The organism is Pedobacter sp. (assembly GCF_041645105.1).
In the GTDB taxonomy this organism is placed as follows: domain Bacteria; phylum Bacteroidota; class Bacteroidia; order Sphingobacteriales; family Sphingobacteriaceae; genus Pedobacter.
The window spans coordinates 187,785-214,230 of sequence record NZ_JBAZQQ010000003.1 but is presented as its reverse complement, the minus strand read 5'-3'; the positions used below and the strand labels follow the sequence as shown (position 1 = coordinate 214,230).

Sequence of the window (26,446 nt, the reverse complement as noted above, 5' to 3'; positions counted from 1 at the left end):
TAGTTATTGGTTATTGAAACAGCCAATAACTAAGAACCTTATTTATTGGCAATTTGTACTGCATTGCTATAAAATGTTTCACCAGTACCATCAATACGTTTACTTCCTATTTTATAATATAGCAACTGATGTGGTGCTGTATGATCTTTTATCAGGTAAGAAGTTGAGTTAATTGAGGTGTTAACTTCTGAAATTCTATTAAATTTAATACCATCAGCTGATCTGTACAAACCTAAATTGAATTGATCTTTTGCCCAATCTATATTAAAACTAACATGGATGATATTTTGTCCCTCTTTATGAGCATTAATGTTTAGAAATGAAACCTGTTGGTCTGGGGAAGGTATTCCATTCAAATACTTTTCTAACATGGTGTATCCATCTGTATCAAAAGTGTTCCTGTCAATGCTTGTTGAATCTGTTGTAGAAGCTTGAATCATCTTTTCCCACCAGTCTGGTAAACCATCATTATCTGTATCCATGGGATAAATTGTGCTTTTCAAATTTGGCCATCCTCCTACAGTGTGCTGACTATCTATAATTCCAGAGGGATTTCGGGTGCCACTAGCATTATAACTTCCTCCATAAGTTGCGGTACCAGTACGGGTTTCTTTAATAATTCTTCTATCAACAGTATCTCTGCGTGGCAAAACGGCCCCAGCGCCATTCATTACAGAATAAAAGGCATCTTGTGCTGTTTGTGTTACTACAGGTGCATATGGAAATGGAGTGGCTGACTTTCCTGAGGCTTTCAATGCTGTAGCCTTGTAATAACTGTCTAACTGTACTCCTTTTGTCCAATTATCTGCTGTCACATCAGGATAGCCATGTACAAAGTTTCCATTTATATAGAACTTTCCTCCAAGTACTGTATCTCCTGTTGGTGTCGTACTATAGCTGGAGTATAATAAAATACGGTTCCTTCGATTGGAAGGAGAACTTGTTGCAGCACCCGTAGTAGCCGGACCTGCTTTATGATAATTATTTACCATATTATAATGACCTCCCACTCCTCCATATGCTGAACCTACCCAATTGTAAACAACATTGTTCCTGAAATCTCCATATTCCAGTTCAGGTTGCAAAGTGGCAGTGCTTCCCGAAAAACGGGGATTTCTATTAGAGTTACTGGCCAATAGGTTGTGATGAAAGGAGACGTTCTGGCCACCCCATATTCCTCCGTAGCCATGAGGTGTACCTTTAGTATGCAATGATCGATAAAGACTTTCACTCAGTATGCTCCATTGTAATGTAAAGTTAGAAATGGCATAAAAAGAACCCACCTCATCAGTCGACCAACTTAGAGAACAATGATCTACAATAATGTTATTAAAGGGCTGAGTAATGGGAGTTCCATAAGCATTATACATCGCATCTACTACCTTCGAAGAATCACCTGACCTGGTGATCAAATCTCCTGGTCTTGAACGGATGTGTCTTATTATAATATTATTTGCCCTTATTGATAGGCCATAGTTCTTTAAACAAATACCATCGCCTGGAGCAGTTTGTCCAGCGATGGTAATGTTATCCTTTTTTATAGAAATAGGGCTTCTTAAGTTAATAGTACCTGATACTTTAAATATAATAGTTCGGTTAGGTTTTGACACAGCATCACGCAAGCTTCCTGCAAGACTATCTTTAAGGTTGGTCACGTAATAGACCTCGCCACCGCGACCGCCTGTTGCAAAACGCCCAGCTCCCTCAGCGCCTGGAAAAGCAAGTTGTGATGAGAGGTTATTATTTTTTGTTCCTTTTGTATCATTTTGTGCCTGAAGTTTTACTGTTATGGCAAAAAAAAACAGAAAAACTAAAAAATTATATTTCGGCTTAATAATCATAATCTTGCTTTAGCTTAGGATTCGACTCTACCACAGATTGAGGCAATGGTAATAACTCACTGTGGTTAGGTTTAAAGTATTGTGCAAAATTGGTAATCCAAGCTGCCGTAATTGAACTTATCCAAGCTACTTTAGTATGACCTACCGGAGTAGCAGTAGGTGCTGGTGCATAAAGTGAATTACTATAAATCACTTCCATTGAGGCCGATTTGTAATACATACTTAGCGGAAGGTTATTATAAGGAGCTGCTTTATTCAGCATTTTAGTGTAGTTGGCACGGGTTTCAGCAATCTTTGAAGCCAATAAGTTCCAGCGGATCAGATCGTACTTACGAATACCTTCTCCTCCAAATTCAAAGTACCTTTCATTTACAATGGCATTGAAAAAATCTTCTTTCCCTAATGGAGTAATGCCTATTGCAGCTTCATTACCTTTAAAGCCACGTTTTCTTACTTCTTCATAAGCTGATATAGCACCAATAGTAGGTCCGCTGTTTATTTCATTTTCCGCTTCAGCAAACATCAAAAGTACATCTGAAAAACGCAGAATTGGCCAATTGATTCCGGTTTGCTGACTGGCTGAAGTTGGTGCTGGATTCCACCAATCGGCTCTGTATTTTCCACTTACCATATTTACCAGTGTTTGTACAGCTTTGGTTTTATCCGCATTATTATAATACGGTGCCAAAGTAACATCCCTCCTGGTATCTAAAGGATTAAAGGAGTAAAAGTATATCGGAACAGCTCTTACAGAACTATTACCCAACTGTGCAGTACCAGAAGAAACATAAAAACGCGGACCATCATAATAGCCTATTCTTCCACTAATGTCTTTTCCTAAAGCAACTTCGAACATCACTTCACCATTAGGTTCTATTTTAAAAGCATTAATGTTATTTTTAAATATATCCTCGAACGATGGGTTCAGATTGTGTTTATCACGACGTGCCATAATTTCAGCACATTCATCCCGGGCTATTTTATAGAAATTAAGGTAATCTGGTTTGCGTTCCATTTGCTTCGAACTACTTCTAAGAGAGTAGCCACCTCTGTAAAGGGCAATTCTGGCTCTTAGTCCTTTAACAGCACCTTTGGTAATTCTTTCATCCAGGGCAACTCCAGGTTCATTACGCCATGGAACTAGTTCTGCTGCTGTTTTAAGATCCTCAATCAACCTATCGTATATCAGGTCACGGTCTGTTTTTTGCGGAAAAAGATCTTCCTGATCAATTGCAGGTTTAAATAAGGCAGGAACATCTCCCCAGTTTCTAATTAGCTCCAGGTAAAACTGAGCACGTAAAGTTAAGGCCTCTCCATATAAACGCCTTAACTGTTGCTTTTCTGATTCAACGCCATTGTTGTACATTGCCATTACTGGAATGTTCTTGATGCAGATATTTGCTCTCTCTATTCCGGAGTATAATTGATTAAAAGGCAATGCCAGTTGCCCATTGGTAGGCTGCAGATTGTATCTGGATAAATCACGCGAATTGTTATCGGGAGCCGAAGCATTTGTAACCCCAATAAATTCATCGGTATCGTATGGGTACATCATACTCAGCCGACTACCATAACCATTATCTCCTGTTAACTGTTCATAAACACCCATTAATGCACCGGTGGCATTGGCCACATTGCTAAACACAAATTGCTCATCAAAAGCTGATTGGGGTGATACTTCCAGGTATTTCTTACATGAGATAAGGCTAATCATGCTTATGACTGCTACGGCTATTGGGAAAAATATTTTTACTTTCATCTTTGTTGCTTTTATGGTTAAAGGGAAAGGTTGATACCGAAAATATATGTGCGGCTACGGGGATAGGCTGAGAAATCTACCCCTGGTGTTACCGGGTCTGAACTTCTTACATTCACTTCAGGATCAAAGCCTGAATACCCCGTAATTACGGCTACATTATTAGCCGTAGCATACACTCTTAATTTATTAATTTTGGCCTTGCTGATTAATTTTACTGGAAAAGTATAGCCAAGCGTAATGTTGTTAAGTCTTAGAAAAGAACCATCCTCAATGGCCCATGAAGTTGGATAAAAGGCTCCGGAACCAGTAATTGGCTGCCATATATTGGCATCCTTGTTTAAGGCCGCAAGCTGATCCGGTGGAATACCAGTAACCTGAGGAGAACCTCCCACTACAGTAACCTTTTGGACCACATTTCCACTGGCATCAACGGTTTTCCAACGGTCTTTCATTATACCCAGCATGTTGGTATTTGGAGTGTAACTGTTTGTGAATTCAATTTTGTTGGCATTATAAATATCATTGCCAACTACAAAGTTTACAAACATGCTCAGGTCAAAGTTCTTATAAGTGAATTGTTGGTTAAAGCCTCCTGTGAATTTAGGTGTAGCATCACCAATAATACTTTTATCGCTCTCGTTGATAATATTATTTCCGTCAAGGTCTTTCAGTTTCATCCATCCTGGCTGAGCGGTTCCCAGTACACCAGAGACATCTGCTACACCTGATTTAAGTGTATAGATTTGTGTAGAAGGATCATAATTAAAATCGTTAACACCATAAAAGCCGTCAGACACATAACCATACATAGTTCCAACAGGTTTACCCACTTGTACAATATAATCTGCTGGTTGCCCTGAAACAAAGGCTACTGCAGGTGACGGCAGATAACTTGAAGCGGTAGACAATTTATCAATGTTATTTCTATTAAAGGCGATGTTGAAATTAGTTGTCCATGAGAAATCTTTCCGCTGGAAAGGAATGGCGTTTAATTGAAATTCGAGGCCTTTGTTAGAGCTTTGTCCTGCATTTTGTAGCTGACTAACGTAACCTGAGGTGGAAGGAATTCGAACATCCAGTAACAGATTTTTAACTTTATTCCTATATGCATCAATGTTCAATTGCAATCGATTATCCCAAAGGGCAATATCAAGACCAATGTTTTGGCTCACTGTTGTTTCCCATTGAAGATTTTTGTTAGATAAGAATGGAGAACTGTAACCAGGGCTTACTGTCTCATTTAATGCATACTTGACATTTGTTAAAAAGGTGGTTAAATATAGAAAATCATTAATTCTGTTATTTCCTGATGCACCATAACTAGCACGTAGTTTCAGATCCGAGATAACGGAAATATCTTTCATAAAATCCTCTTTCGATATCCTCCATCCCAGAGATCCCGAAGGGAAATAACCCCAATTTTTACCGGAAATGAACTTTGAAGAGGCATCAGTCCTGAAAGTAAATTTGGCCAGATATTTATCATTATATGAATAATTTAAACCAGAAAAATAGGAAAGTAGGCGACTTTCATTTATGATGTTACTTGGAAATAATGGTGCACTTTGTCCAAGGCTAAGTTGTCCAAGTGCCTTCTCTGGAGTAATGCCTTTAGGAAACAATTTCAACTGATCAAGTCTGATCTCCTCTTTTGAACTATAAATCTCTTGTCCAAGTAAAGCACTGAAGTTATGTACCCCTTTTTTGAAATTGTAAGTGAATACATTTGAGTTGTTGATGCTATAGCGTTTCCTGTTATTTATGTTTACTATTGGTAAGCTACTTCCATTATTTCTGGCATTTGAAGTAAAGTAATCATCAAATGCATTGATGGTATTATTGTTAAAATTAACTCCGGCAGTAGATCTGAAAGACAGGCCTTTTAGCAGTGTATAATTGAGGTAGCCATTAATGTTTAAGTTATCAGATGGCCTGCTCCTGTATTGGGCATTACTCAATTGAATAGGATTTAAAACCCCAAGTCCGTTACCGGTATTGGTGTCATTAAAGTACTCTTCATCAAGTTCATCATCACTCATCCCAGTGATGTTTAAAGGCCTGTATTTAATGGTATGTCGCAACAGACTATAAGTGGCAGTAGCCTCAGTACTGGAAACTCCTGAACCATTGATCTGCTGATTATTATACCTGGTACCAAAGCCAACACGAAGTTTATCATTAGCTCTATGATCCAGCTTTAAATTAAATATATGTCTGTTAAATTTAGAATTGACCATAATACCCTGTTGTGCATTATTGGTATAGCTAATGTTAAATGTAGTTGCTTTATTTCCACCATTAATTGCTACAGAGTGAGTTTGTGAAACCGCATCTCTGCCAAATGTTTTTTCCTGCCAATCTATCGGTGCTGTATTTTTGTAACTATCAAGATTATCAAAAGTACCATACATCTGTTCAAATGCAGATTCAGTGTTGGTTAAGCCTCTTGATCGTTCATACTGACGTAATACAAAGTCATAAGGACTCATCACTTCAAGCTTATTTTGCAAACGTGCAAGTCCAAGGAAGCCATCGTAGCTTACTCTAGTTTTCGCTTCTTTGCCACCTTTTGTGGTGATGACCACAACCCCATTTGCTCCTCTGGCTCCGTAAATGGCAGTTTCAGAAGCATCCTTAAGTACCTCTACAGATTCAATATCTGTTGGCGAAATATTTGATAAACCATCCTCAACCTGTACTCCGTCAATTACATATAGTGGAGCATTACTTTGAGTAATAGAGCCTCCACCCCTAATGAGTACCCGTACATCAGCACCCGGCATACCCTCGTTTGCTGTTATCTGAACACCTGCAAGTCTTCCTGCCAGAGCTTCAGCAGCAGAGTTGACTGGTATATCCTTCAATTGTCGTGCGTTAACAGAGGCTACAGCACCTGTGATATCCTTACGTTGCAGTGTTTTGTAGCCAATAGTAACTACTTCGTTAAGCATATAGGCTTCTGGTTGTAATCTTACAATGAGTTCTTTGTCATTTGTAACTTTTACCTCCCTGGCTTTATATCCCAAATACTTAAACACCAATGTAATTTCCCCGTTGCCTGGCACGGTTAGTTTAAATGCACCATTCACATCGGTGCTTGTTGCGGTGGTTAGTCCCTTAACAGCGACGGATACCCCTGGTAATAGTTCATCTTCTTCCAGGCTCATTACTTTACCTGAAATGGCACGGCTTTGCTGTTGTGCAAATGAAATGCTGGCAAAATGCAGCAAAACAATAAATACCTGTAAAAATCTTTTCATAATATTCGGTTATAGCTGGTTAGCACGATAGAGCAATCGCTTATAACAAGATTACATTATTCTGCTGAAGATAATACCCATTTGATGCTAAAAAATGTATGCAACCGTTACCGATAACGTTATCGATAGCGCTACCGACAATTAAAATAGTTTATTTACCCCCAGATAAACTTATGAAAAGTATATTCGTAATTGAGAACCAAAATAAACCCGATATGACTCAGACCTTAAAAACCTTAATTACATCAGTATTTGTTGTATTTCTGTTGATCAGTTTTAAAAGCGGACAAAAAAAGATAACTATATATTCTATTGGAGATTCAACAATGTGTGATTTTTCACCTTCTTATCTTTCGCAATTTGGAGGAGAAAACTACCCTATAAGAGGATGGATGCAAATGATGCCTGAGTTTTTTAATGAGCAGGTTGAAATTCATAATGCCGCCCGCAGTGGCAGAAGTTCTAAAAGTTTCAGGACTGAAGGACATTGGAAACCAGTTATTGAAAAGCTAAAAGCAGGTGATTATGTATTTATTATGTTTGGTGCTAACGATCAGAAACCCGATACTGCAAGACATACAGATCCTGAAAGCAGCTATAGAGAGAATCTACTAAATTATATAAATGAAACAAAAGCAAAAGGAGCACATCCTGTTCTGTTTACTTCTTTGGTGCGAAGAAGATTTGACAAAGCTGGAAAACTTGTAGATACCTATGGGGAATATGTAAATGCAGTACGCAAGTTAGGCAAAGAAACTAATATTCCAGTAATCGACTTAAACCAAAAATCAGCTGACCTGGTAACCAAATATGGCCCTGAAGAATCTAAAAAGCTCTTTCTTTATATTGAGCCGGGCAAATTCAGCAAATTACCAGAAGGCAAAAAAGACGACAGTCATTTGTGCGTATTTGGAGCTACAGAAATAGCACGCCTTGCTGCCCAGGGACTAAAGGAAATCAAATCACCATTGGCTGCGTATCTTAAATAGCAGCCAATGGTGATTCATTAATTCTTTTCAGCCAATTCTTTCACTTTAGCTAAAGCCAGCGGCCAGGTATCTTCCATGTATTGCGCATATTCTTCATCCATATCCATCTCTACCAGCCAAACTGTTTTACCATCAACTTCCTTTAAGGTATAATTTTCTAAAGCATCTCCCCATTCCTCGCCTTGATACGTGGTTGGGTCTTCCACTCCATCTTTCACTTCACCCAGATGATGAATAGAAAGGAATTTACCTGGTATGCTTTCAGCTATTTCTGAAACCATACCGTTTCCTTTGCCATCCAGGAATAAGGCTTTACTTCCCTTTTTCCAATCTGTTTCTACTGTCGAACCTTCTGCGAACACTTTTGTCCACTGGTCGTATGTCTCTTTACCTGTGATGATATCCCAAACTTTTTGAGGATTTGCATTAATCGTAATACTAAACTCTAACTTCTTCATGATATTTTAATTAAAGACTATATTATTCTGGCAACCAAGCCAATATAAAGTTACTCGTTAAGGTGGAAAGAATTACAGTATGAAAACGACATTAAACAGGGGCTATTGCGACAGGAAATAGTAAAATAACCATTAAAATTGAGCTTCGCAGAATTCTTTGTTAGTTACTGCTCCTACAAAATTTCCTGTTGCTACAGCATTCGCCACTGAACGCATAAAAGATGAGTTATCTCCACAGGCGAAAACACCAGATACATTTGTTTGCTGTAATTCATTTACACGAATAAAACCATTATCTGTTAGTTCACAGCCTAAACTTTCGGGTATATCTGAATGCTGTATAAACGGGACTCTCGCGTAAATTGCTTTTAAAGGGATTTTTGAACCATTTTTGAATTGAATACTTTGAATATGCCCACTATTATGTTCGAAGCTGGCTATTTCAGATTCAATAATTTTTATTCCCTTATTTTCCAAAGTTTTTATTTGTTCAGCTGTAAATGATGATTTTCCGTTTGTGAAGATGGTTAAATCCTTTGTCAAATTACAGACCAATTGTGAATAGTGTATCGCTGCATCACCATTAGCCAGGATCCCTGTCACTTCATTTTTCACTTCATATCCATGGCAATAAGGACAGTGTATTACGGAAATACCCCAACATTGTGAAAATCCTTTTATATCGGGTAAGATATCTTTAATTCCTGTAGCGAATATCAATTTTTTAGCATTGAATAGTTCTCCAGATTCTGTTTTTATTTGAAAACCGCTTTCCGTTCTTTTTCCTTTTATAGCACTACCTTCGTAAAATTTTACGGTATCATATTTTTCGACCTGTTTTTTGGCTAGTGTAGAAATTTCTTTAGGAGTTTTACCATCTTGAGTAAGGAAATTGTGTGAATGGGGTGTCTGTTTATTGCAAGGTTGTCCACTATCTATTATTAATACATTTCTTAGAGAACGCCCTAATGCCATTGCGGCCGAAAGGCCTGAATAGCTTCCTCCGATAATAATTACTTCAAAATTGTTGCTGTCTTTCATTGAACTAAAATTAAAATGAATGATTCCGTTAACTGTGTTAAAGTTAGAAATCATTCATTTTAATTGCAACATAGTTGCGTCATTTAATGTTGTTCTGTTTTCTTTTCAGCCTCCTGCTTTTGGAGAAATGTAAGAAGAAACATTAGTTTATCGATGGAGACCAAGCTAAGCTCCTAAAGGTCTGATTTGTACCAGAACGTAACAAAACCTTAGATGCTGCACTAATTGTCTCATTGTAACCTGAATTATCTAAAACTTCGATTAGAGTCCCATCACCTCCTCTATCATTACCGCTACTAATTACATATAGTTTAACTTTACCATCAATTACTCTTGCCTCAATACCTGTGCCTTTTCCAGCACCTTGAAAAACACCATTATTTACCCATTTATTTTTTACCAGTGAATATTTCACAATGCCATTATTATAGGTCAGGAAATAAGCAACTTGTTTGGAGCTTGTAGCAGTAGCATCAAGATTTGCAATAACAAAGCTAGTACCATCTTTAATTGTTGATTCTTCAGTTAAATTGGTAAACTTTTTCCCTCCTTCTGCGACTTTACCGGTACCTATTTTGTAAATCCGTGCTGCTTCCGAGGCATATAGGTCACCATTATAAAATTTAATTTGCCTGAAGCTCAGTCCACCCAGATTCACTCCTTCTTTTACTCCTTTTTTAAGATAAAATATACCTCCATTATTAGCTCCTCCGCCTCCGGAAAGCCAAAGATCGGTACCATCAAATGATGCTGCAGAACGGAATGAATTATTATTAAAAGTGTTTTCTGCCACAGATGAGGTATTTATTTTACCATCAGCTCCTATAAGTGCAACAACACGATTCACCTCATTTGCAGGTTTATTTAATATATCGGTTCCAGGTGATGCATCATAACCTGGAACAACCAAGTATTTTCCATCGTTTGAGCGACTTATAAAACCAGCTAATACATCCTTCCCTAAAGCTAAAATTCGTCTGTTCTCTCCCATTGTTTTTACAGGTAAGCCCACAGATTGTACTAAAACTGGCCGGTCACCAGAAACATTGTATTCGTCCAAATAAATTGGACAAGCATTATAATTATTAATATCGCTACCTGAATTTGCATCTCCAATTCGGTAAATTACCAGATTGTCTTTTTTAAAAGGCTTAGCAACTTGGGCAAAAGAATAGCCGAAATTTATTCCAGCAACAACTAATAAGACTAATAATTTCTTACTAAATAGAATCATAATAAAATTTGTTTATTTATATAAATATGTGTTTATAAATGTGGTCTTGTTTCCAGAGCTTACATTATTGCATTAACCATTTTAAGTTAAACCTATAATGTATAGCACTACTAAAAAGGTGAATTAAATTATCAGGACTTTGTGTTAAGGCCAGGTAGCCTTTGGGTTCAGCATTATTCTGATCCATTTTAAAATATCCGGTAAAGGCTCCGCCATTCAGGTATCTTTCTTTGCCATCTGTTATCAGTTTTCTAACGGGCCAGGTTTTTCCTTCATCAAAAGAAAGTGCTGCATACATTCCATAGCCAGTGTAATTACTGCCATTTTTACGTTTAAAGGTCATCCCTTTTTTAGGATCAATTGTAGCATCAGTAAAAGAGACAAGTAATAAAGCACCCTCATTAAGCCTTTTGAGTATCAATCTTTGACCGCTTGAAATTGGTGGAAATTCACTCGCTGAATAGGTCCAGCTTTCCCCCATATTAGTGGAAATACTGATCGGCATGTAAAAATTGTTATCTTTTTTAATGTTATCATTTCTGCCAAAAGCGAAGAGGTTTCCATTTTTTAATTGAACAATTCCTGTATGGATACCAGCAATAATTCCACCGGTATTTCCTTCTTTAAAATCTGGAGTTACCCTAAGTGTTTTTGATGGGTTATACCAATTTTTTCCATTGTCTTTAGATATATGGATTACACTACCCCCTTTCACTTTTGGAGTGGCATCACAAGGTTGTATTAACCAACCTTCCCTGGTTTTAAACATTCCTGCAATGACTTGATTACCTGGTTCATGTTCCGCATTCGCAAAAACTGGAGCGGTCCAGGAGTGCCCATTGTCATAGCTTTTTCTCATAACCATAGCCAGATTTTGCCATGTTCCCGTGGCTTCAACACCATTCATATGATAAATAACATTTTGTTGTTCATCAAAAAAAAGTGATGAACCAGTCATATTTCTATCTGGAACTTTAAAAAACAATGAAGGTGTTGTCCAGGTTTTGCTTTTTAAGTTTAGCCGACTAGAGACGATAGTCATTTCCCGTCCCGTTTCTTCTTCTGTAGAAAACCAAATTGCCAGTAGATCACCATTGGGCGTCCATGTTACTGCTGGGCAATGATTATGATGATATAAAAAATCATTTTTACCTGCTTCATCTATCTTCACATAGGTAATAGGCTCCATAAACACCGGACGGCTGTCCGCTTTAACCCATTTATGTTTCACTGACTTCATTTCAGACACGGGTTTATAATCTATAAGTCTCTCCGGACTGATATCTTGAGCAACTTCTACTATCCTGAAGCCTGTAAAACAGGTTCTATCTTCTGGAATTAAAGCAGATCTGTTCGCTGATCTTAGGTATTTTACAGGGGTATTATGACTTCCTCCTCTTGTTACTCTATATAATCCATTTTTATAGCCTGCCGGATCTGTTTGTTCTTTTTCAATATATTTTCCATACCAATCCAAGCACCATTCCTCAACATTTCCATGCATATCATAAACACCCCATTGATTAGGTTGTGTTTGTTTAACTTGTAATGAAACAGGTTTAGGATCCCAGGCTATTTCCTGGTTTTTAAGGAAGTTCTTAGGTAGCACGCGATCTCCAATTGCATAAGGAGAAAAAGTACCAGCCCGGCATACATATTCCCACTCAGCTTCAGTTGGCAACCTATAGATCTTATTCTCTTTTTTGGAGAGCCATTCACAAAACTTCAAGGCATCATTATAGCTTACATAAATCACAGCCTCGTCATCTGCTTTAGAGAATCCATTTTTACTCCTTAAAGATTTATGTCCAGGATCAAAGAGTTCGTATTGTAGATTAGTAATTTCTGTAGCGGATATTTTAAACTGCTTGGAAATATGAACAATATGTGCAGGGTTTTCATCCTGATTTTCCCCAAATCCTGCGCTTCCCATGAAAAATTTACCGGGTTTAATATCAACCATATCAATTCCTATAGCATTTTTCTGCTGCCCATAACTTATAGTACTTAGTGCTATTGAAAAAGTTATAAAAAGTAATATGATATATCTTTTTAAAAGATGATTTAACATTACTTATGGATTTACAGTTATAGTAATTGTTCTGATTTGTTCTTCCCTTTGATTGATGTTTTGAACTGAACCAATAAATTTAACTTTATAAGTTCCTGGTTTAGAAAATTTATAGGTGTAAACATCAGGCATTGGATTTTCACTGCCTTTTATTGCTAAAGCTCTATCTGGACCGAGGTTCAGATTTTCGAGATAAAGGGCTTTACTGATTGCCCAATGGAATCCTTCCGGCGACCAGTTTTCCGTGTACTCATTTCCCTGCATACTTATTCTTGAAGCCGTAACTGCAGCTCTGGCCGGATAAGTTGTAGGGTTTTCATCAACAATTCTAAAACCTGATTCAGGCAAATTCATTATTTGTTGCTTTCCAAATTCAGTCTGACCATTAATTTTAAAATCCTGAATCATCCAAATTCTTGCATCTCCAAAGGTGATCTGAGATCGGGTATTGTATTTGAATGCAATAAATAAAGCTTTACCTGTTTCATATAAATCGGTAATATCCTTTTCCCCAGAAGCCACAAATGTGTTAACTGTACCCAGCGTAAATCGATTGGTGATGTCAATCCAATCAGCCTCATGGATGCTTTCCAAACTTTGGTAATTTCCATCGAAATCGGTGCTGGCCAAAATAGACAACTGATTAGCCTGAGTTCCCTGATTTACTGCAGAGGTAAAAGACATGGTTTGAGCTCCGGAGACTTCCAGACTTCTTCCGTCTTTGAAATCGTAATCATTTAAAAATTCTCCAGAATAAAAACTTACTATCTCGGCATCTCCACTAAAATGAAAATTTACATTTTCACCAATAGAAATCTCTGTAGAACTAGCTTTAACGTTAAAATCTAGCTTATCTAATTTCAAACGATTTTCTTTTTTACAAGCATAGTTGCTCATGAGCATGACTATGAAAAAGAAATACTTTGCTTTCATTGTATTTATTTTAAGTTTTACCAGTTATTATTTTGTATTAATTTGCTATTCAAACTCAATTCTCTTGATGGAATAGGCCATAACAAATGTTTACTGTTCACATTTTTATACCTGTTGATATAATTGATGTAGTTTGCAGCTGGTACTTGCTGACTTATAGTGTTATACACATCTTGCATATTGTCTAAGAAAATATTCCATCTGATGAGGTCACCTTTTCTCAAACATTCGAATGCAAACTCTCTTGATCTTTCTTCCCTTATTAAAGCTCTTAGTGATTGTTGATCTACAATTGCAGCAGCAGAAACTTTATGTTCGTCGCCATTAAATAGTACTGCCGTTGCCACAGCACCAGAGCCCGTAGCTCCTGCTGGAGTAGTTATTGTAACTGTTGGTGCAGAAGTATATCCTTCGCCAAAAACATTTCCTATAACACCATCTCTTTCCATCAGAATACCAGAGATTTGTTTAGTTCCGTTTAATACTGCGTAAGCTTTTGCTCCGGTTCCACCACCACCGGCAATGGTTATGATTGGAGCCACAGAATAATTACTTCCCTTATTGGTAAGTGTAATAGATTTAACACCTCCCTTTTTAACATAGGCTCTTTTCCTAACTATTTCTAAATATTGAACAGCTTCGTCTTTATTACTAAATGAGATTTCATTTAAAGCTTCTGCATACATGAGCAGTACATCTGAGTATCTTAAAACAGGAAAGTTTTGAGGTGTAGCATACGCCTTTTTTACAGGAGCCGGCTCGTATTCTCTTCTAAATTTGGCTGCAGGGCGCACAAATAATGAGGCAAAAGTTGTTGAATTTGAGAATGTTTTACCACCGCTTGCATTATAACTGAAATTTGCGATGTTCCAGTCTCTCCTAATGTCCCCCAAAAGGTATCTGTTATACAAATTTGCAGTAGCAGCTACAAATGATAAACTCTTTATGTTATCCAGATTTGATCCAGGAGAATTAATATAACCATTCCAACCTGTTTCATCAAAACCATTAGCAATGTTACCATAAAACTCAATTTCCCAAATACTTTCCTTGGTATCATATTTATCTATAGCATAATTGATAAAAACCTGAGCATATGAATCATTTAGTTGATGAGCGGACTGACCATCACTTATTACCTTCCAGGCCCAGTTTTTGGCATCTTCGTATTTTGTTACATCATTTAAGGGATAGCCGGCCATAAAAAGGCAAACTCTTGATAAAATACCTCGAACTGCCGATTTACTTACCCTGCCACCACCTTCAATTTCAGAAATGTCTTTCACATGAGACTCTGCATACTCCATATCCTTTAGAATCATATTATACACCTCTTTTATTGAAGATTTGGCGATATCAGTATTCGCTGTAGATTTCGTTGATGCCAAAACAATAGGTACTTCACCATATGTCTGAACCAAAAGAAAATAGAAATAAGCCCTTAGAAAAGATGCTTCAGCTCTAACTCTATTTCTAACCTGTTCAGCTATATCCATATTGTTATCTATATTTTCCAATAATAAGTTTGCCCTGTTTATACCTAGATATAGGGTATTCCAATGAGATGTAACAAATGGATCCGAAGAGGTAAAATCATATAGCATCGGTCCTGTAGTAGTTGATACCCTGCTGCAATAACCATCATCGCCATCCAAACCATAGTTAAAGAGCATCATCCCTCCATACAAAGCGTTATTCCCTAATACATCATATACACCTGCCAAAGAATGTTCAAGATCACTCTCTGTGTTATAGTAAGCTTCGGGTGCAAGAATATCAACAGGTTTAACATCCAGAAATTTTTTACAACCTGAGAAAATCGTTAGTCCGACTAATGTTATTAATACTTTAAATTTCATAATTTATAATTTTAAAAGGTTGCATTAATACCAAAAACAACTGTTTTAGCCATTGGATATGCGGAATAATCAAAACCAGGAGTTGTAGGTGTATTCCCGCGAACAGAAACCTCCGGATCCATACCAGAATAATTAGTCCAGGTAAATAGATTTTGTGCAGCTACATTAAATTTTAATTCATTAAGATATAACGACTTAATCATCTTTTTGGGTAGTGAGTATGCAAGAGCAATGGTTTTCAACCTTAAAAATGAACCATCTTCTAAAACCCTTGAAGAATGAATTCCTTGTGGACCTTGTCCTCCGGTTCTGTAATTTGTATTAGATGGGTTTTCAGGTGTCCATCTGTTGCTGTATGAAGCATACTGATTTAAATCTATAGCCTTAATACCATTTCCATCAAAAATCAATCGGTTTGCGTTGTAAACCTGATTTCCATAAGACCATTGAAAAAAAACATTCAAATCAAAATTTTTATAACTGAAATTATTATTAAAACCTCCAGTATGAATAGGTAAACCTCTACCGATAACAGTCACATCATTAGAATTGATCACACCATCATTATTCAAATCTTTATACTTTATATCTCCTGGTTGGATATTCCCTCTGTCGGCCGCACTTGCATTACTGGGGTATTCCTTTTTTAAGATATATTGACCAGGTGAAGGGGTATCAAATTGATCTGTTTGGTAAATTCCATCGAAAACATATCCATAAAATTGCCCCATAGGTTGTCCAACTCTTGATAAATACAATGCACTACCATTATATTGAGAAAAGAAGCTAGCTGTACTGAAAAGGTTTTTATCACCATTAGCCAATTCCAATACTTTATTATCATTAAAACTAATGTTGAAATTCGTAGACCATGAAAAGTCTTCCTTTTGAATATTTGTAGAGAATAAAGAGAATTCTAATCCTCTGTTTCTAACAGAACCTATGTTTTTATAAGCCTGTAAATAACCTGTTGTTGCCGGAAAATTTGCATACAGTAATAGATCTTTCGTTGTTTTGCTGTATAGGTCTACTGTTAATTGTAGTCTATCTTTAAATAATCCCAAGTCCCAGCCAATATCTGTCTGTGCAGTGCTTTCCCATTTAAGATCAGTGTCTCCCAGATTAGTTGAGATTGTGCCTCTTATTGGAGCCCTATCATTAAATGAGTATGAATTAGCCACTAACATATTTAAGCTTGGTAAAAATGCAAAATCAGAAATCCTGTTATTACCTGTTACTCCATAACTTGCTCTTAACTTAGAACTTGATACTGCAGGTATTTTTTTGATAAAATCTTCCTCATGCATATTCCATGCAAATGCAGCAGAAGGGAAAAACCCCCATTTATTTCCATCAGCAAATTTCGAAGAACCATCAGCCCTGAAAGTAGCTGTTAATAGGTATTTTGATTTAAATCCATAGTTTAAACGTCCATAAGCAGATGCTAAAGTATTTCTGGTAATATATGCAATACCACTATATAAGTCTCCCAATTCCAAACCCGACATACCCAATTCTTCATTCAAAATGTCTATTGTGCCATAGCCAAACTGATCAAATTTATTCTCTTGAATAGATGTCCCAGCCATTAATGTGAACTTATGATCTTTATTGAATGTTTTATTCCAGGTTAAAGTATTTTGATTAGACCAATTGAATGTTTCAGAGTATCGGATACTTCCATTGACACCAAATTTATTTGATGGATTTAATGATGATCCCTGTGTAGTAAGTGAGTTATAAAAAAGGCTTCTTTTCTGAGTGTTCCCTTTTGCACTTCCTGTGATCTTCAAGGTTAATCCTTTAGCAATGTCATACTTCATATAGGCATTGGCTACTAAATCAACAATTCTATTACGCGCAAAATTATTACTGCTGGTTACGAAAGGATTTAACCGGATATCTGCTAATTGAATGTTATCCGGGTCTATAAGATCATTTTCTAAATCGAAATTTGCATTTCCACTTACTGGTCTGTACCCCCAGGTTCTGTACAGTAAATAAGTACTTGTTGTTCCTTCACCTGCAGCAACTACTTCTCCATAGTTTAGTATACTTCCAAAATTGGCATTCATGCCGATTGAAAGCTTTTTACTGATTGTTTGATCTATTGAACTGCGAAACTGAGATTTATTAGAACCAGTATTGTTAACTACACCGGGCTGTCTGAATAAAGATCCTGATAAAGAATACTTTGTTTGTTGACTGCCTCCTCTTATGGCTAAATTATGTGTTTGTACTGTTGTATTGTTTAAGATTTTTTCTTGCCAATCAACACCTTCTATGTTTTTATAATCTTCTAAAGTTCTATCTGCCAAATACCTATTGGTAGCTCTGGGTTCATTTAGTTCGAGTTGATATTTAACAAAATCGTAAGAAGACATCATATCCATTTGCTTGATAACTTTATGTAATCCTACAGAACTGTTGAAAGTAATAACAGGCCTACCTGTTTTACCTTTTTTAGTTTCGATAACAACAACACCATTTGCTCCTCTGGCACCATATACAGCTGTTGATGAAGCATCTTTTAGAATATTCAAAGTTTCTATATCGTCTTGATTGATAGCAGCACTAGTTATATCCTCTACAGGAAAACCATCGATTACATATAAGGGCGCATTACTTTGCGTTAGTGAATTTGCACCTCTAATTATGATGTTCAATTCTGAACCTGGCTGACCATCGTTAGCAGTTACACTTACACCTGCAACCCTACCCGCTAATGCCTCAATAAAAGAAGATACAGGAGCTTTAGCAAGATCGGCAACTTTAACTTCGCTCACTGATCCTGTAAGGTCTTTACGTGCTACTTCACCATAACCAATTACCACAATTTGATTTAAAGAAGTAGATTGCTCTTTCATTACCACATTGATCATTTTACTATTTGAAACTTTCTTTTCTTGTGGGGTGAAGCCTATTGATGTATATACTAATACAGTTTCTTCAGTTGGAACAATGATTTTATAATTGCCTTTGGAGTCAGACACAGTTGAGCCTTGTCCATTTTTGATTTTCACAGATACACCTGGCAAAGGTCCTCCATTTTCATCTGTAATTTTACCTGTTACGGGAATAGACTTTTGCTGAAGCCGCTGAGGTTCAACATTCAGTTTTCTTGATACTACTATATTTCGTTCTACAATTTTGTAAGTTAACCCTAAACCATTCAGGCATTTATTCATAGCCTCTTCAATGGAGGCATTACTAAGATTTATGGTTATTGCTGGTTGATTCTTGACAAAGTCTCTAGTGAACAAAATATTATAACCACTTTGCTTTCTTATTTCTTTTAACACCTCTGTTAACAGAGCATTCCTTTTATTAATGCTTATTTTTTGCGCGAAGACACTCGCATTCACTTGCATGAAAGTCGTTAAAAGGATGATAAAAGCTAACTTCATAATAAGAAAAAACTTAAAAAAGAGGGCACAGCGCTTCTTGCAAGTGCACTTTGTATATTTTTTGTACATTTGGTTGTTAGGTTTTTTAGATTAGTTTGATTCAGGACTGATTTGCCAACTTTAACGTTATCAGGAACGGTTCGAACGTTCCTGATTTGTTTTTTTACCGTTAGCATTTATTGTTTTATGGCATAACGGTAACTCTCCTTTCATTTTTATTTCCAGGCTTCGATTCTATTTTAAAATGTACGCCGCCTGTCAGTTCAATTGTTTTCAAGAGCTTTTCAATACTGTCAAACCTGGAAACTGTTCCAACAAATATTTCGTTTTTGATCTCAGATTCGTAAACAACCTCAATATTATACCAACGAGCAATTGTTTTCATCACAGTCTTGATGTCTTCATCATTGAAAATAAAATAACCTCGTTTCCAGGCTAATACTTCTTCAGTATCTACTTCTTTTACTTTAATATCTGAGGATTGATTATAAATTAAGGATTGTTCCCCTGGTTTCAATATTTTCTCAATGCTATTCTTTTTAACTGCTACACTTCCCTCCAACAAGGTCGTTTTCACCACTTCATCATCTTTATAGGCATTGATATTAAAATGTGTTCCAAGTACCCGCACCTGTGTATTTTTTGAATTGACCAAAAATGGCTTATTTTTAGAATTAGTAACTTCAAAATAAGCTTCTCCATCTAGTTCAACAGAACGGTTGTTATTTGCAAAGACAACAGGATATTTTAAAGTAGATTCAGCATTTAACCAAACTTTTGTACCGTCTGGTAAATTCACCTGATATTCATTTCCATTTGGTGTAGTTATGGTATTGTACATCAATCTCTCTGTATTCTCTGATGATCTTAGGTCATTTATTGTGTAAACAAGCTTTCCATCTTCAGATTTGCTGATACTTACTCCAGCATCATTGGCTATTGGCCCTTTCTGCATTTGATCCAGAATCAGCTGTTTTCCATTGGCCAGCGTAAGAATAGCACTATTTCCATTTGTAGCTTTTACGTTATCTGCTGCGGTCAGAATTTCTTTCTTATCTATTTGATTAGGCATTGGCTTCATAAACAAATAAGCACCAGCACCCAGCATAATTAACAGAGAGGCTGCAATCAAAGGTTTATAAAACCTTATAGACCATATATTATGCGGTTTTACATCCTTTTTTTCTTTTATGCTTTTAAGGATATTTGCTTCTATATGATCCTGCATTAAATTCTTCTCATTTTCAGGAAGTGAAGCCAGCATATCCTCTTCCTTCTCAAAATAGCCATAGTAAGATTCCAGAAATTCTAATTCCTTTGCAGAAGCCTTTCCGTCCAAATACTTCTGCATCATCTTTGCTAAATCTGACTTGGTATTATTCTTTTCCATAGCTAATTTTCAATCCTTTTATATAGATGTACCTGAAATGTGCAGAAGTCCCAAAACAAAATGCTATCGTTTCAAATTATTTATTGAATTTGGTTAATATCCAATCCATAACTTTCGTTCTTTGCTCAGGAATAGTAGAATGGCCAGTTTCTTTATAGATCATCAACTCCTTTGGTGCCGTAATAGAATTATAGGCAGCATACATTGAAGTTGGCGGACAAGTTTCATCGTTAAATCCCCAGCTGTAAAGTCCTGGAACCTTAAGGTTTTTAGCAAAATTCACCACGTCATAATATTTACAGGTTTCCAACTTATCTTTTTTATTGTTATATGCTATGTTTGCAGGACTAAACAAATGTGGCCAACCTCCAGCTCTGTTATACAGATAACCTGTTAAGTCGCATAATGCCGGATAATTTGCAGCAAGATATTTAACCCTAGGATCTAAAGCGGCAGTTACGATAGACAATGCTCCACCTTGACTACCACCATAAACGATAATGTTTTGTCCATCATATGCTTGTTGCGCTACTAAAAAATCTAATGCTCTAATACAACCCAGATATACTCTTTTGTAATAATAGTTATCCTTATCGTCTAAATTTGTTGAATTATAAGAATATAAAGCACCTGATCTCAAACTTTCATAAACCTGGGCATCTAGGTTCACTGGAATACCATGTATACCAATTTCTAAAACAATTATACCATTTTTAGCCATACTCACGTCCCCCTTATAAGATCTGACACCTGCTCCAGGAACTTTTAATGCACCAGGATACTTACCTGGCTTTGTAGGTACACTTAACATACCGTATATCCTGGAATTATTAATATTCTGAAAACTTACATGATAAACATTCACTTCATCGGTTGAATATTCTTTTATTAGCTCTAGTTTAGGATCCAGAGGAATCTTTTTTAGACCAGCGATAGACTTAGTCCAAAATTCATTAAAATCAGCAGGTATCTCTATTGTAGGTTTAATCGCTTCAGGAGAAAATGCTACTGTTGCAATTTTTTTTATTGTCTTCCCTCCTACAACTGATGTTACTTCACATCTTAAAAACCCAGGTACTTTTAAAGTAGGAGCTTTTATATCAAAACTGTTATCATTAAGTAGTACTGAATCAGACTTTACAGGAGCTAACTTCTCGGGGGCAATTCTATATTTTAGTTTAACATTGTTTGCCTTTTTACCATTTTGCAATACTGTTACTTTAAATATTGGTTGCTCTCCAACTGTATATTTCCAGTCAGCCTTATCTGCGTCTATACTGATGCTTAATGCTTCTGCTACCGATTGAGCATGTGAAAAAGAATAAAAAAACAAGCTACACATCAATGTAAGCATTATTTGTCTTGAAAAGGAGTTTAGTTTTTTGGTCATTGTTTTTAAATATTTAGTTAAGTGATTTAATTGGTATTCTGGTTATTTCTACATCTTCCTTATTGGTTGCATAGGCAACATAAAGATGCTCTTTCCATACTAAAGCTCCAGGATAACTATAACCTTCAGTTTTACTGATTCCCTCATATCTTCTTGGTTGTGGTATATCTCTTAAAAGGTATGATTTATCAAATAATTTTCCGTCTTTACTAATAGTTACTGTTAACGGGACTCTTCTACGTGTTGGCACAGGATTGTTTACAAAGAAAGCTAGTCCGCCCGAAAGACTGCCTGCACACTGCATAGAATCAGAATCAGTGATATTTGTTAAAACAGGAACAGACCAGCTCGTGCCATTATCCTTACTTACTGCTGCGAGTAATTTCCAGGTTCTTTTATTTTGCTCAAACCATAAATCTCTAAACAGCATAACCAGGGTATCGTCTTTACGCCTGAACCAGCTGGCTTCTACAGCTCTGGCCACTTTTTCTTTATCGTTTGCATTATATTCAGGAAGATCTGGCAAAAATCCTTGCTTCCAATCAGAAAGACCATCCTTGGCATCAGAATACATTATTCTTGTACCTCTAACAGCTTTAAAATCTCCAGTACCCAGTCCATGACAAACCATAATAAATCTTCCATTTGGAAGCCTTCTGGCACTTTCACTAGGTCCTGCATTCTGTATCAACACTTTTGCAGAGGACCAGTTTATACCATCTAATGAATGGCAATACTCTGTAATTGATGTTTTATTTACTTTATCACCACTAATCAATAAACAACTAATATGATTCCCATCCGTAAGCCATCCACCGCTTGCCCTGTTAGCAGGACCAATCTGTTTAGGAGCTACCCAGTTTTTTCCATCTGTAGAATAACTATAATAAACGTAAGATTCGGCACTAGGTTCATGCAAAGGGTGTCCTACCCATGTAGCATAAAGTTTTCCTTTAAAATCAACTATTTGTGGATGATTGTTAAATTTCATATCCAGTGCTTGCTCTGGCCTAAAAATGGTTATTTGTTCAGTATTAGTAGCATAACTTAAACCTAAATCATTTTTCCGGCTCTGATCAAACAGTCCTTCAGATATCCTAACCTCAGGATCAATTTCGAGCCACGGAAATTCCGAAATAGTTTCATCTGGTAAATTATGTTGCTTTGCACAAGCCTGAAAACTCATGCCAGATGTAATAGCCAAGGTGGAAATGGCTACTTTTTTGATAAAACTTCTTCTGTTGTCTTTAGAAAATTCTGTCATTTCATTTTATTTAAATGTGATCTGATAAATGATTAACTAGAATCGTTTTTAAAACAAGGACATAAACTGCCATAGTTTTAACTTTCGTTCTTTAACATGATGTATCAGAAATGACAATAAGTCCCAAATCAAAGTAGTTTTATTTTTTAGCGAGAAAAAAATGATGACAAAATCAGTAAGGAAAGCAGTTGGACTAACCTTAATCTTAATGCCTGAGAAGCCGTATTCAGTTGGTTTTGAACAGTTTTTCGAGATATATTCAATTTTCCAGCAATTTCTGCTGTTGATAGGTCATCGTTATAATGCATTAAGAATATTTTTCTCCGTTTATCAGGAAGTGCATCAATCCATAATTTAATCATTAACAATATTTCTTTTTCAAGTATAGCATCATCTGTATTTACCGGTGAGGTAATGATGTGTTCAAAGGCTTCAAGAAATTCTGTAGTATTAGGACTGCGTACCGCCTGTTTAAAAACCTGGAATTTAACGGCAGTATGCAAATAGGCAGAGATATTATTTATGTTTACTTCTCCGCGTCTATCCCATAAAGAGGTAAACACACATTGAACGATATCCTGACATTGTTCTTTATTTTTTACCCGCTTAAAGGCTGCATTATAAAGTCTCTGCCAATATTTTCTGTAAATATGAGTAAAAGCTTCCTGATTGCCAGATTTAAGACCTGCCAGTAATTCTGCATCATATAAACACTCGTTCGTCATTTAGTTAAAGATAATTTTTCATCCAAATTAAGAAAATTAAAATAATACAGACAAACACATTGTAGTTTTGTAGCCTTGGTCTCTAATATATTAATTCACTAAACTATAGATGCTGTTCAAATATATTATGATGATAATTAGCTATAATCTCCAATATATTATCATATAACAAAGGTGTTGGCTGATTAAATATCAGTTAATTGACAGAACTTTTTTAAGTCATAGTTGTTTTATTACTATCAAAAAAAACAGTTATGGAAACGACCGCTTATATGATTGAAGAATTAGTTCTGACATGCTACCAACAAGGTCCTCCAGAAGATCCAGAGGATGATCGGGATGATGAAGAAGATGATGATTTCTTCCCTGAAAGAGAAGATTTAGACGATGAAGATTATGATTTAAATCATGATGAGGATGATGACCTCAGCTTGAATATTGATGATGACGAAGAACTGAATTAACAGCTTCGTTTTATTCCTTTTCCCAGGTATAAGGTAATGCATCTGTATTGATCAATGCCTGTATATCTCCTTTCCCTGTCCAGCCCTTAGATACAGCACCGAAGTTTACATAGCTTCCTAAATAAACATTGCTTGCAACACCAGAATAGGTGTTGTTGTAGATTCGGACTTTACCTGGAAATATCCCAAAGTTAGTTTCCACTAAATCTTTCTTTTGTGCATTAGTTCCGCTGATTAAAATATTACCTTCTTCAGGAGTCAGTAAATAATTAAACTGGGCTGCAGTATAGCCGGTATTGGAAAAGAAAAAGGTATAAACATTTGCAAAAGTACTTTTAAAGCTATTTCCGGTGAAAGAATAATTTGTTCCAAAACTTTCATTACCAATTGTAGGAATCCCATCATTGTACAAGGGCATAGAAATGAACTTAATAGATGGAATATTCTGTGGATGGATAAAAGTACAGCCCTTCACGATAGCATAGTCGCATTTATCTCTAAACCTTACATAATCACCAGGACTATCTTCGAAATGACAATCAACAACCCAAATGTGATGAGAACCATATGCATTATAAATCATATGAGATCCTGCACTTAAACCAACACGTTTAAAAGTGCAATCCTTAAAGGTAATATGGCTTGTTCCAGCCTGAGTGGCTCCAGTAGCTCCATAAACAATACCCCTCATGTCAGACCAGGTACAATTTTCTACAGAAATATGATTAGTTTTTTTTCCAATATCAGCAGTAATATTTAATACATAATTTGTACTACCATTACCTTTAAAGTGCAAGTTTTTTACAGTTACATTTACTGAATTGATAATCTTTACCAATTGAGATTTTTTTGTGTATCCAATAGGTGCAATAAACAGAGCACTATCTACTCCACCCTCTAAAATCAGCTTGTTAGTAGGGTTTCCCATATTGCCTACCGTAAGTGATTTTTCAGTGTATGCGCGAGAATAATCTCCTCCAATAAATTTTACTGTTACTGATTGCTTTGCTAACAAAGTTTGAATGTCTGGCCAAAAACTTGCACTCAAAAAATCAGCGGCATTAGCAGCAGATTGACCATTTCCATTTCCACTAGCATTGGGAGCAACATATCTTATTGTTTGAGTATAACCACTCAATGCAGAAAATATAATTAAGGTAAAAAGTACAGATTTCTTCATATGTACTAAAATACATTATTTAAAAACAAATACAATTTCCAATACTTTTAGTTTGAAACATTCAAGAAGGATTTGATTTTGTCGAGAAGTCCTGTTTTCCTATTTCTTTGTTTTTCTGTACCTATTAGAAAACCATAGGGTTGCAAATCCGGTATATGGTCGCAGACAATTTTCACCATTCCAATTAGAGGAATTGCAAGAACCATTCCTGCAACTCCCCAAATCATCTCTCCTAATACGATTGCAAGTATGGTAAAAAGTGGATTAATGTTTACCTGCTCGCCAACAATAAGAGGCTCCAGAATATAGGTCTGTATAAATTGCACTAAGGCATAAGTAATCAAAACACCAATAACCATACGGCTATCTCCACCTTGAGCAAGCACAGCAAGTATTGTTACCGAAGTTCCAGTCAAATTTCCAACAAATGGGATAATCTCCAGAATTCCACATAGTACTGCAAAAAAGATTGCACTTTCTACTCCAACTATACTAAAGCCGATACCATACATGATCCAAAGTACAGCAATCATTGCTGCCAGACCGCTTAAATATCTCTGTCCAACTTTAGCAGCTTGATGTACTACACCGTCTGCTTCATTTTTCTCTACTCCAGGTACAAGCTTAAGAATAAACTTTTTAATATGTGAACGATAAACTAAGAACAGAAACATATAGACCAATACTAATACAGCGTTTAATAATATATCCATGATTTTTCCAGCAAATGCAGCCAGCATATTTCCAGATTCACCATTAGTTGATTGCCCCTCTATTAGTTCCTTTTGTTGTTTTAAATCTATACCAGCCTTTTCATATATCCAATGCTGGAAATTAGAGAAAAGCACAATCATACGTTGCTTCATGTTATCTATATTTTCTACAAGACCATTCAGCTGCCATGTCAGGAGGAAAATAATTAATGAAATAGCGAGGATGAAGCAAATTACGCACAATAATGAGGCTGTACCCCTTCCCAGTCCTTTACACTCTAACCAATTACAAAATTTGATAAAAAGCATTGAAAAAACTGCTGCCAATGCTACAGGAATAAGAAAGGGTGCAGCAAAATATAATCCAGCAAAGACCAGGATGAAAAAAAGTAAAACGTAGATGCAGCGTTGAAGTTTTGTCATACTTCTTTTAACAAATCCTGATAAGAACTGTTTGACAGTACTAAA

At 36.2% G+C, this 26,446-nt stretch carries 18 protein-coding genes; 2 read left to right on the top strand and 16 right to left on the bottom strand.

Features of this window, described 5'->3' with window-relative positions:
* Nucleotides 1–38 precede the first annotated feature (38 nt).
* From WC623_RS10940 to WC623_RS10930, 3 genes are read right to left on the bottom strand one after another with little or no spacing between them, the layout of a single operon-like run.
* Nucleotides 39–1,841 carry a polysaccharide lyase family 1 protein gene (locus WC623_RS10940; protein ID WP_372850893.1) on the bottom strand — a complete coding sequence of 601 codons (1,803 nt, stop codon included), beginning with the start codon at nt 1,839–1,841 and terminating at the stop codon, nt 39–41.
* Complete coding sequence (locus WC623_RS10935; protein WP_372850891.1) at nt 1,831–3,600, bottom strand: RagB/SusD family nutrient uptake outer membrane protein; 1,770 nt, start codon at nt 3,598–3,600, stop codon at nt 1,831–1,833. The genes WC623_RS10940 and WC623_RS10935 overlap by 11 nt, the downstream gene beginning before the upstream one ends.
* A 17-nt stretch (nt 3,601–3,617) precedes the next feature.
* Nucleotides 3,618–6,860, bottom strand: coding sequence for a SusC/RagA family TonB-linked outer membrane protein (locus tag WC623_RS10930; protein ID WP_372850889.1), 3,243 nt, complete (start codon nt 6,858–6,860; stop codon nt 3,618–3,620).
* A gap of 173 nt (nt 6,861–7,033) precedes the next feature.
* On the opposite strand from WC623_RS10930, the gene WC623_RS10925 reads away from it, so the two are divergent.
* Nucleotides 7,034–7,849, top strand: a complete 816-nt coding sequence (locus WC623_RS10925; protein WP_372850887.1) for a rhamnogalacturonan acetylesterase — start codon at nt 7,034–7,036, stop codon at nt 7,847–7,849.
* A gap of 17 nt (nt 7,850–7,866) precedes the next feature.
* On the opposite strand, the gene WC623_RS10920 is transcribed toward WC623_RS10925, so the two are convergent.
* The 11 genes from WC623_RS10920 to WC623_RS10870 form a co-directional block, all read right to left on the bottom strand.
* On the bottom strand, nt 7,867–8,307 hold the full coding sequence (locus tag WC623_RS10920) for an SRPBCC domain-containing protein (RefSeq protein WP_372850885.1): 441 nt from the start codon (nt 8,305–8,307) through the stop codon (nt 7,867–7,869).
* A gap of 132 nt (nt 8,308–8,439) precedes the next feature.
* The gene (locus tag WC623_RS10915; RefSeq protein WP_372850883.1) at nt 8,440–9,402 is read right to left on the bottom strand and encodes an NAD(P)/FAD-dependent oxidoreductase; all 963 of its coding nucleotides are present in this window, start codon (nt 9,400–9,402) and stop codon (nt 8,440–8,442) included.
* 88 nt (nt 9,403–9,490) lie between these two features.
* Nucleotides 9,491–10,582 (bottom strand): hypothetical protein, encoded by a 1,092-nt coding sequence (locus tag WC623_RS10910; protein WP_372850881.1) that lies wholly within the window; start codon nt 10,580–10,582, stop codon nt 9,491–9,493.
* A gap of 64 nt (nt 10,583–10,646) precedes the next feature.
* Complete coding sequence (locus WC623_RS10905) at nt 10,647–12,653, bottom strand: SUMF1/EgtB/PvdO family nonheme iron enzyme (protein WP_372850879.1); 2,007 nt, start codon at nt 12,651–12,653, stop codon at nt 10,647–10,649.
* 3 nt (nt 12,654–12,656) lie between these two features.
* Nucleotides 12,657–13,586: a DUF5017 domain-containing protein gene (locus WC623_RS10900; protein ID WP_372850877.1), complete on the bottom strand. Its 930-nt coding sequence runs from the start codon at nt 13,584–13,586 to the stop codon at nt 12,657–12,659.
* A 17-nt stretch (nt 13,587–13,603) separates the two neighbouring features.
* Nucleotides 13,604–15,445, bottom strand: coding sequence for a RagB/SusD family nutrient uptake outer membrane protein (locus WC623_RS10895; RefSeq protein ID WP_372850875.1), 1,842 nt, complete (start codon nt 15,443–15,445; stop codon nt 13,604–13,606).
* Between the two features lie 11 nt (nt 15,446–15,456).
* Nucleotides 15,457–18,852, bottom strand: coding sequence for a TonB-dependent receptor (locus WC623_RS10890; protein WP_372850873.1), 3,396 nt, complete (start codon nt 18,850–18,852; stop codon nt 15,457–15,459).
* A 184-nt stretch (nt 18,853–19,036) separates the two neighbouring features.
* A complete protein-coding gene (locus WC623_RS10885; RefSeq protein WP_372850871.1) occupies nt 19,037–20,242 on the bottom strand; it encodes a FecR family protein in 1,206 nt (401 codons plus the stop codon).
* Nucleotides 20,243–20,318: 76 nt separating this feature from the next.
* Nucleotides 20,319–21,632, bottom strand: a complete 1,314-nt coding sequence (locus WC623_RS10880; protein ID WP_372850869.1) for an acetylxylan esterase — start codon at nt 21,630–21,632, stop codon at nt 20,319–20,321.
* A gap of 13 nt (nt 21,633–21,645) precedes the next feature.
* Nucleotides 21,646–22,896 (bottom strand): exo-alpha-sialidase, encoded by a 1,251-nt coding sequence (locus tag WC623_RS10875; protein ID WP_372850867.1) that lies wholly within the window; start codon nt 22,894–22,896, stop codon nt 21,646–21,648.
* 146 nt (nt 22,897–23,042) lie between these two features.
* Nucleotides 23,043–23,621, bottom strand: a complete 579-nt coding sequence (locus WC623_RS10870; protein WP_372850865.1) for a sigma-70 family RNA polymerase sigma factor — start codon at nt 23,619–23,621, stop codon at nt 23,043–23,045.
* 254 nt (nt 23,622–23,875) lie between these two features.
* Here WC623_RS10870 and WC623_RS10865 point away from each other — a divergent pair, with 254 nt between their 5' ends.
* A complete protein-coding gene (locus WC623_RS10865) occupies nt 23,876–24,085 on the top strand; it encodes a hypothetical protein (RefSeq protein ID WP_372850863.1) in 210 nt (69 codons plus the stop codon).
* 10 nt (nt 24,086–24,095) lie between these two features.
* Here the strand turns inward: WC623_RS10865 and WC623_RS10860 are convergent, their stop codons facing one another.
* Together WC623_RS10860 and WC623_RS10855 are read right to left on the bottom strand one after the other, a co-directional pair.
* Nucleotides 24,096–25,265, bottom strand: coding sequence for a hypothetical protein (locus WC623_RS10860; RefSeq protein ID WP_372850861.1), 1,170 nt, complete (start codon nt 25,263–25,265; stop codon nt 24,096–24,098).
* A gap of 47 nt (nt 25,266–25,312) precedes the next feature.
* Nucleotides 25,313–26,401 (bottom strand): AI-2E family transporter, encoded by a 1,089-nt coding sequence (locus WC623_RS10855; RefSeq protein WP_372850859.1) that lies wholly within the window; start codon nt 26,399–26,401, stop codon nt 25,313–25,315.
* Nucleotides 26,402–26,446: the final 45 nt, after the last annotated feature.

Excerpts from the sequence above, each read along its gene's own strand:
- WC623_RS10910 (WP_372850881.1), bottom strand. The coding sequence starts at position 10,582 with ATGATTCTATTTAGTAAGAAATTATTAGTCTTATTAGTTGTTGCTGGA.
- WC623_RS10890 (WP_372850873.1), bottom strand. The coding sequence starts at position 18,852 with ATGAAGTTAGCTTTTATCATCCTTTTAACGACTTTCATGCAAGTGAAT.
- WC623_RS10855 (WP_372850859.1), bottom strand. The coding sequence starts at position 26,401 with ATGACAAAACTTCAACGCTGCATCTACGTTTTACTTTTTTTCATCCTG.
- WC623_RS10885 (WP_372850871.1), bottom strand. The coding sequence starts at position 20,242 with ATGGAAAAGAATAATACCAAGTCAGATTTAGCAAAGATGATGCAGAAG.
- WC623_RS10895 (WP_372850875.1), bottom strand. The coding sequence starts at position 15,445 with ATGAAATTTAAAGTATTAATAACATTAGTCGGACTAACGATTTTCTCA.
- WC623_RS10865 (WP_372850863.1), top strand. The coding sequence starts at position 23,876 with ATGGAAACGACCGCTTATATGATTGAAGAATTAGTTCTGACATGCTAC.
- WC623_RS10925 (WP_372850887.1), top strand. The coding sequence starts at position 7,034 with ATGAAAAGTATATTCGTAATTGAGAACCAAAATAAACCCGATATGACT.
- WC623_RS10875 (WP_372850867.1), bottom strand. The coding sequence starts at position 22,896 with ATGACAGAATTTTCTAAAGACAACAGAAGAAGTTTTATCAAAAAAGTA.
- WC623_RS10860 (WP_372850861.1), bottom strand. The coding sequence starts at position 25,265 with ATGAAGAAATCTGTACTTTTTACCTTAATTATATTTTCTGCATTGAGT.
- WC623_RS10870 (WP_372850865.1), bottom strand. The coding sequence starts at position 23,621 with ATGACGAACGAGTGTTTATATGATGCAGAATTACTGGCAGGTCTTAAA.
- WC623_RS10905 (WP_372850879.1), bottom strand. The coding sequence starts at position 12,653 with ATGTTAAATCATCTTTTAAAAAGATATATCATATTACTTTTTATAACT.
- WC623_RS10935 (WP_372850891.1), bottom strand. The coding sequence starts at position 3,600 with ATGAAAGTAAAAATATTTTTCCCAATAGCCGTAGCAGTCATAAGCATG.
- WC623_RS10940 (WP_372850893.1), bottom strand. The coding sequence starts at position 1,841 with ATGATTATTAAGCCGAAATATAATTTTTTAGTTTTTCTGTTTTTTTTT.
- WC623_RS10900 (WP_372850877.1), bottom strand. The coding sequence starts at position 13,586 with ATGAAAGCAAAGTATTTCTTTTTCATAGTCATGCTCATGAGCAACTAT.
- WC623_RS10880 (WP_372850869.1), bottom strand. The coding sequence starts at position 21,632 with ATGACCAAAAAACTAAACTCCTTTTCAAGACAAATAATGCTTACATTG.
- WC623_RS10915 (WP_372850883.1), bottom strand. The coding sequence starts at position 9,402 with ATGATTTCTAACTTTAACACAGTTAACGGAATCATTCATTTTAATTTT.
- WC623_RS10930 (WP_372850889.1), bottom strand. The coding sequence starts at position 6,860 with ATGAAAAGATTTTTACAGGTATTTATTGTTTTGCTGCATTTTGCCAGC.
- WC623_RS10920 (WP_372850885.1), bottom strand. The coding sequence starts at position 8,307 with ATGAAGAAGTTAGAGTTTAGTATTACGATTAATGCAAATCCTCAAAAA.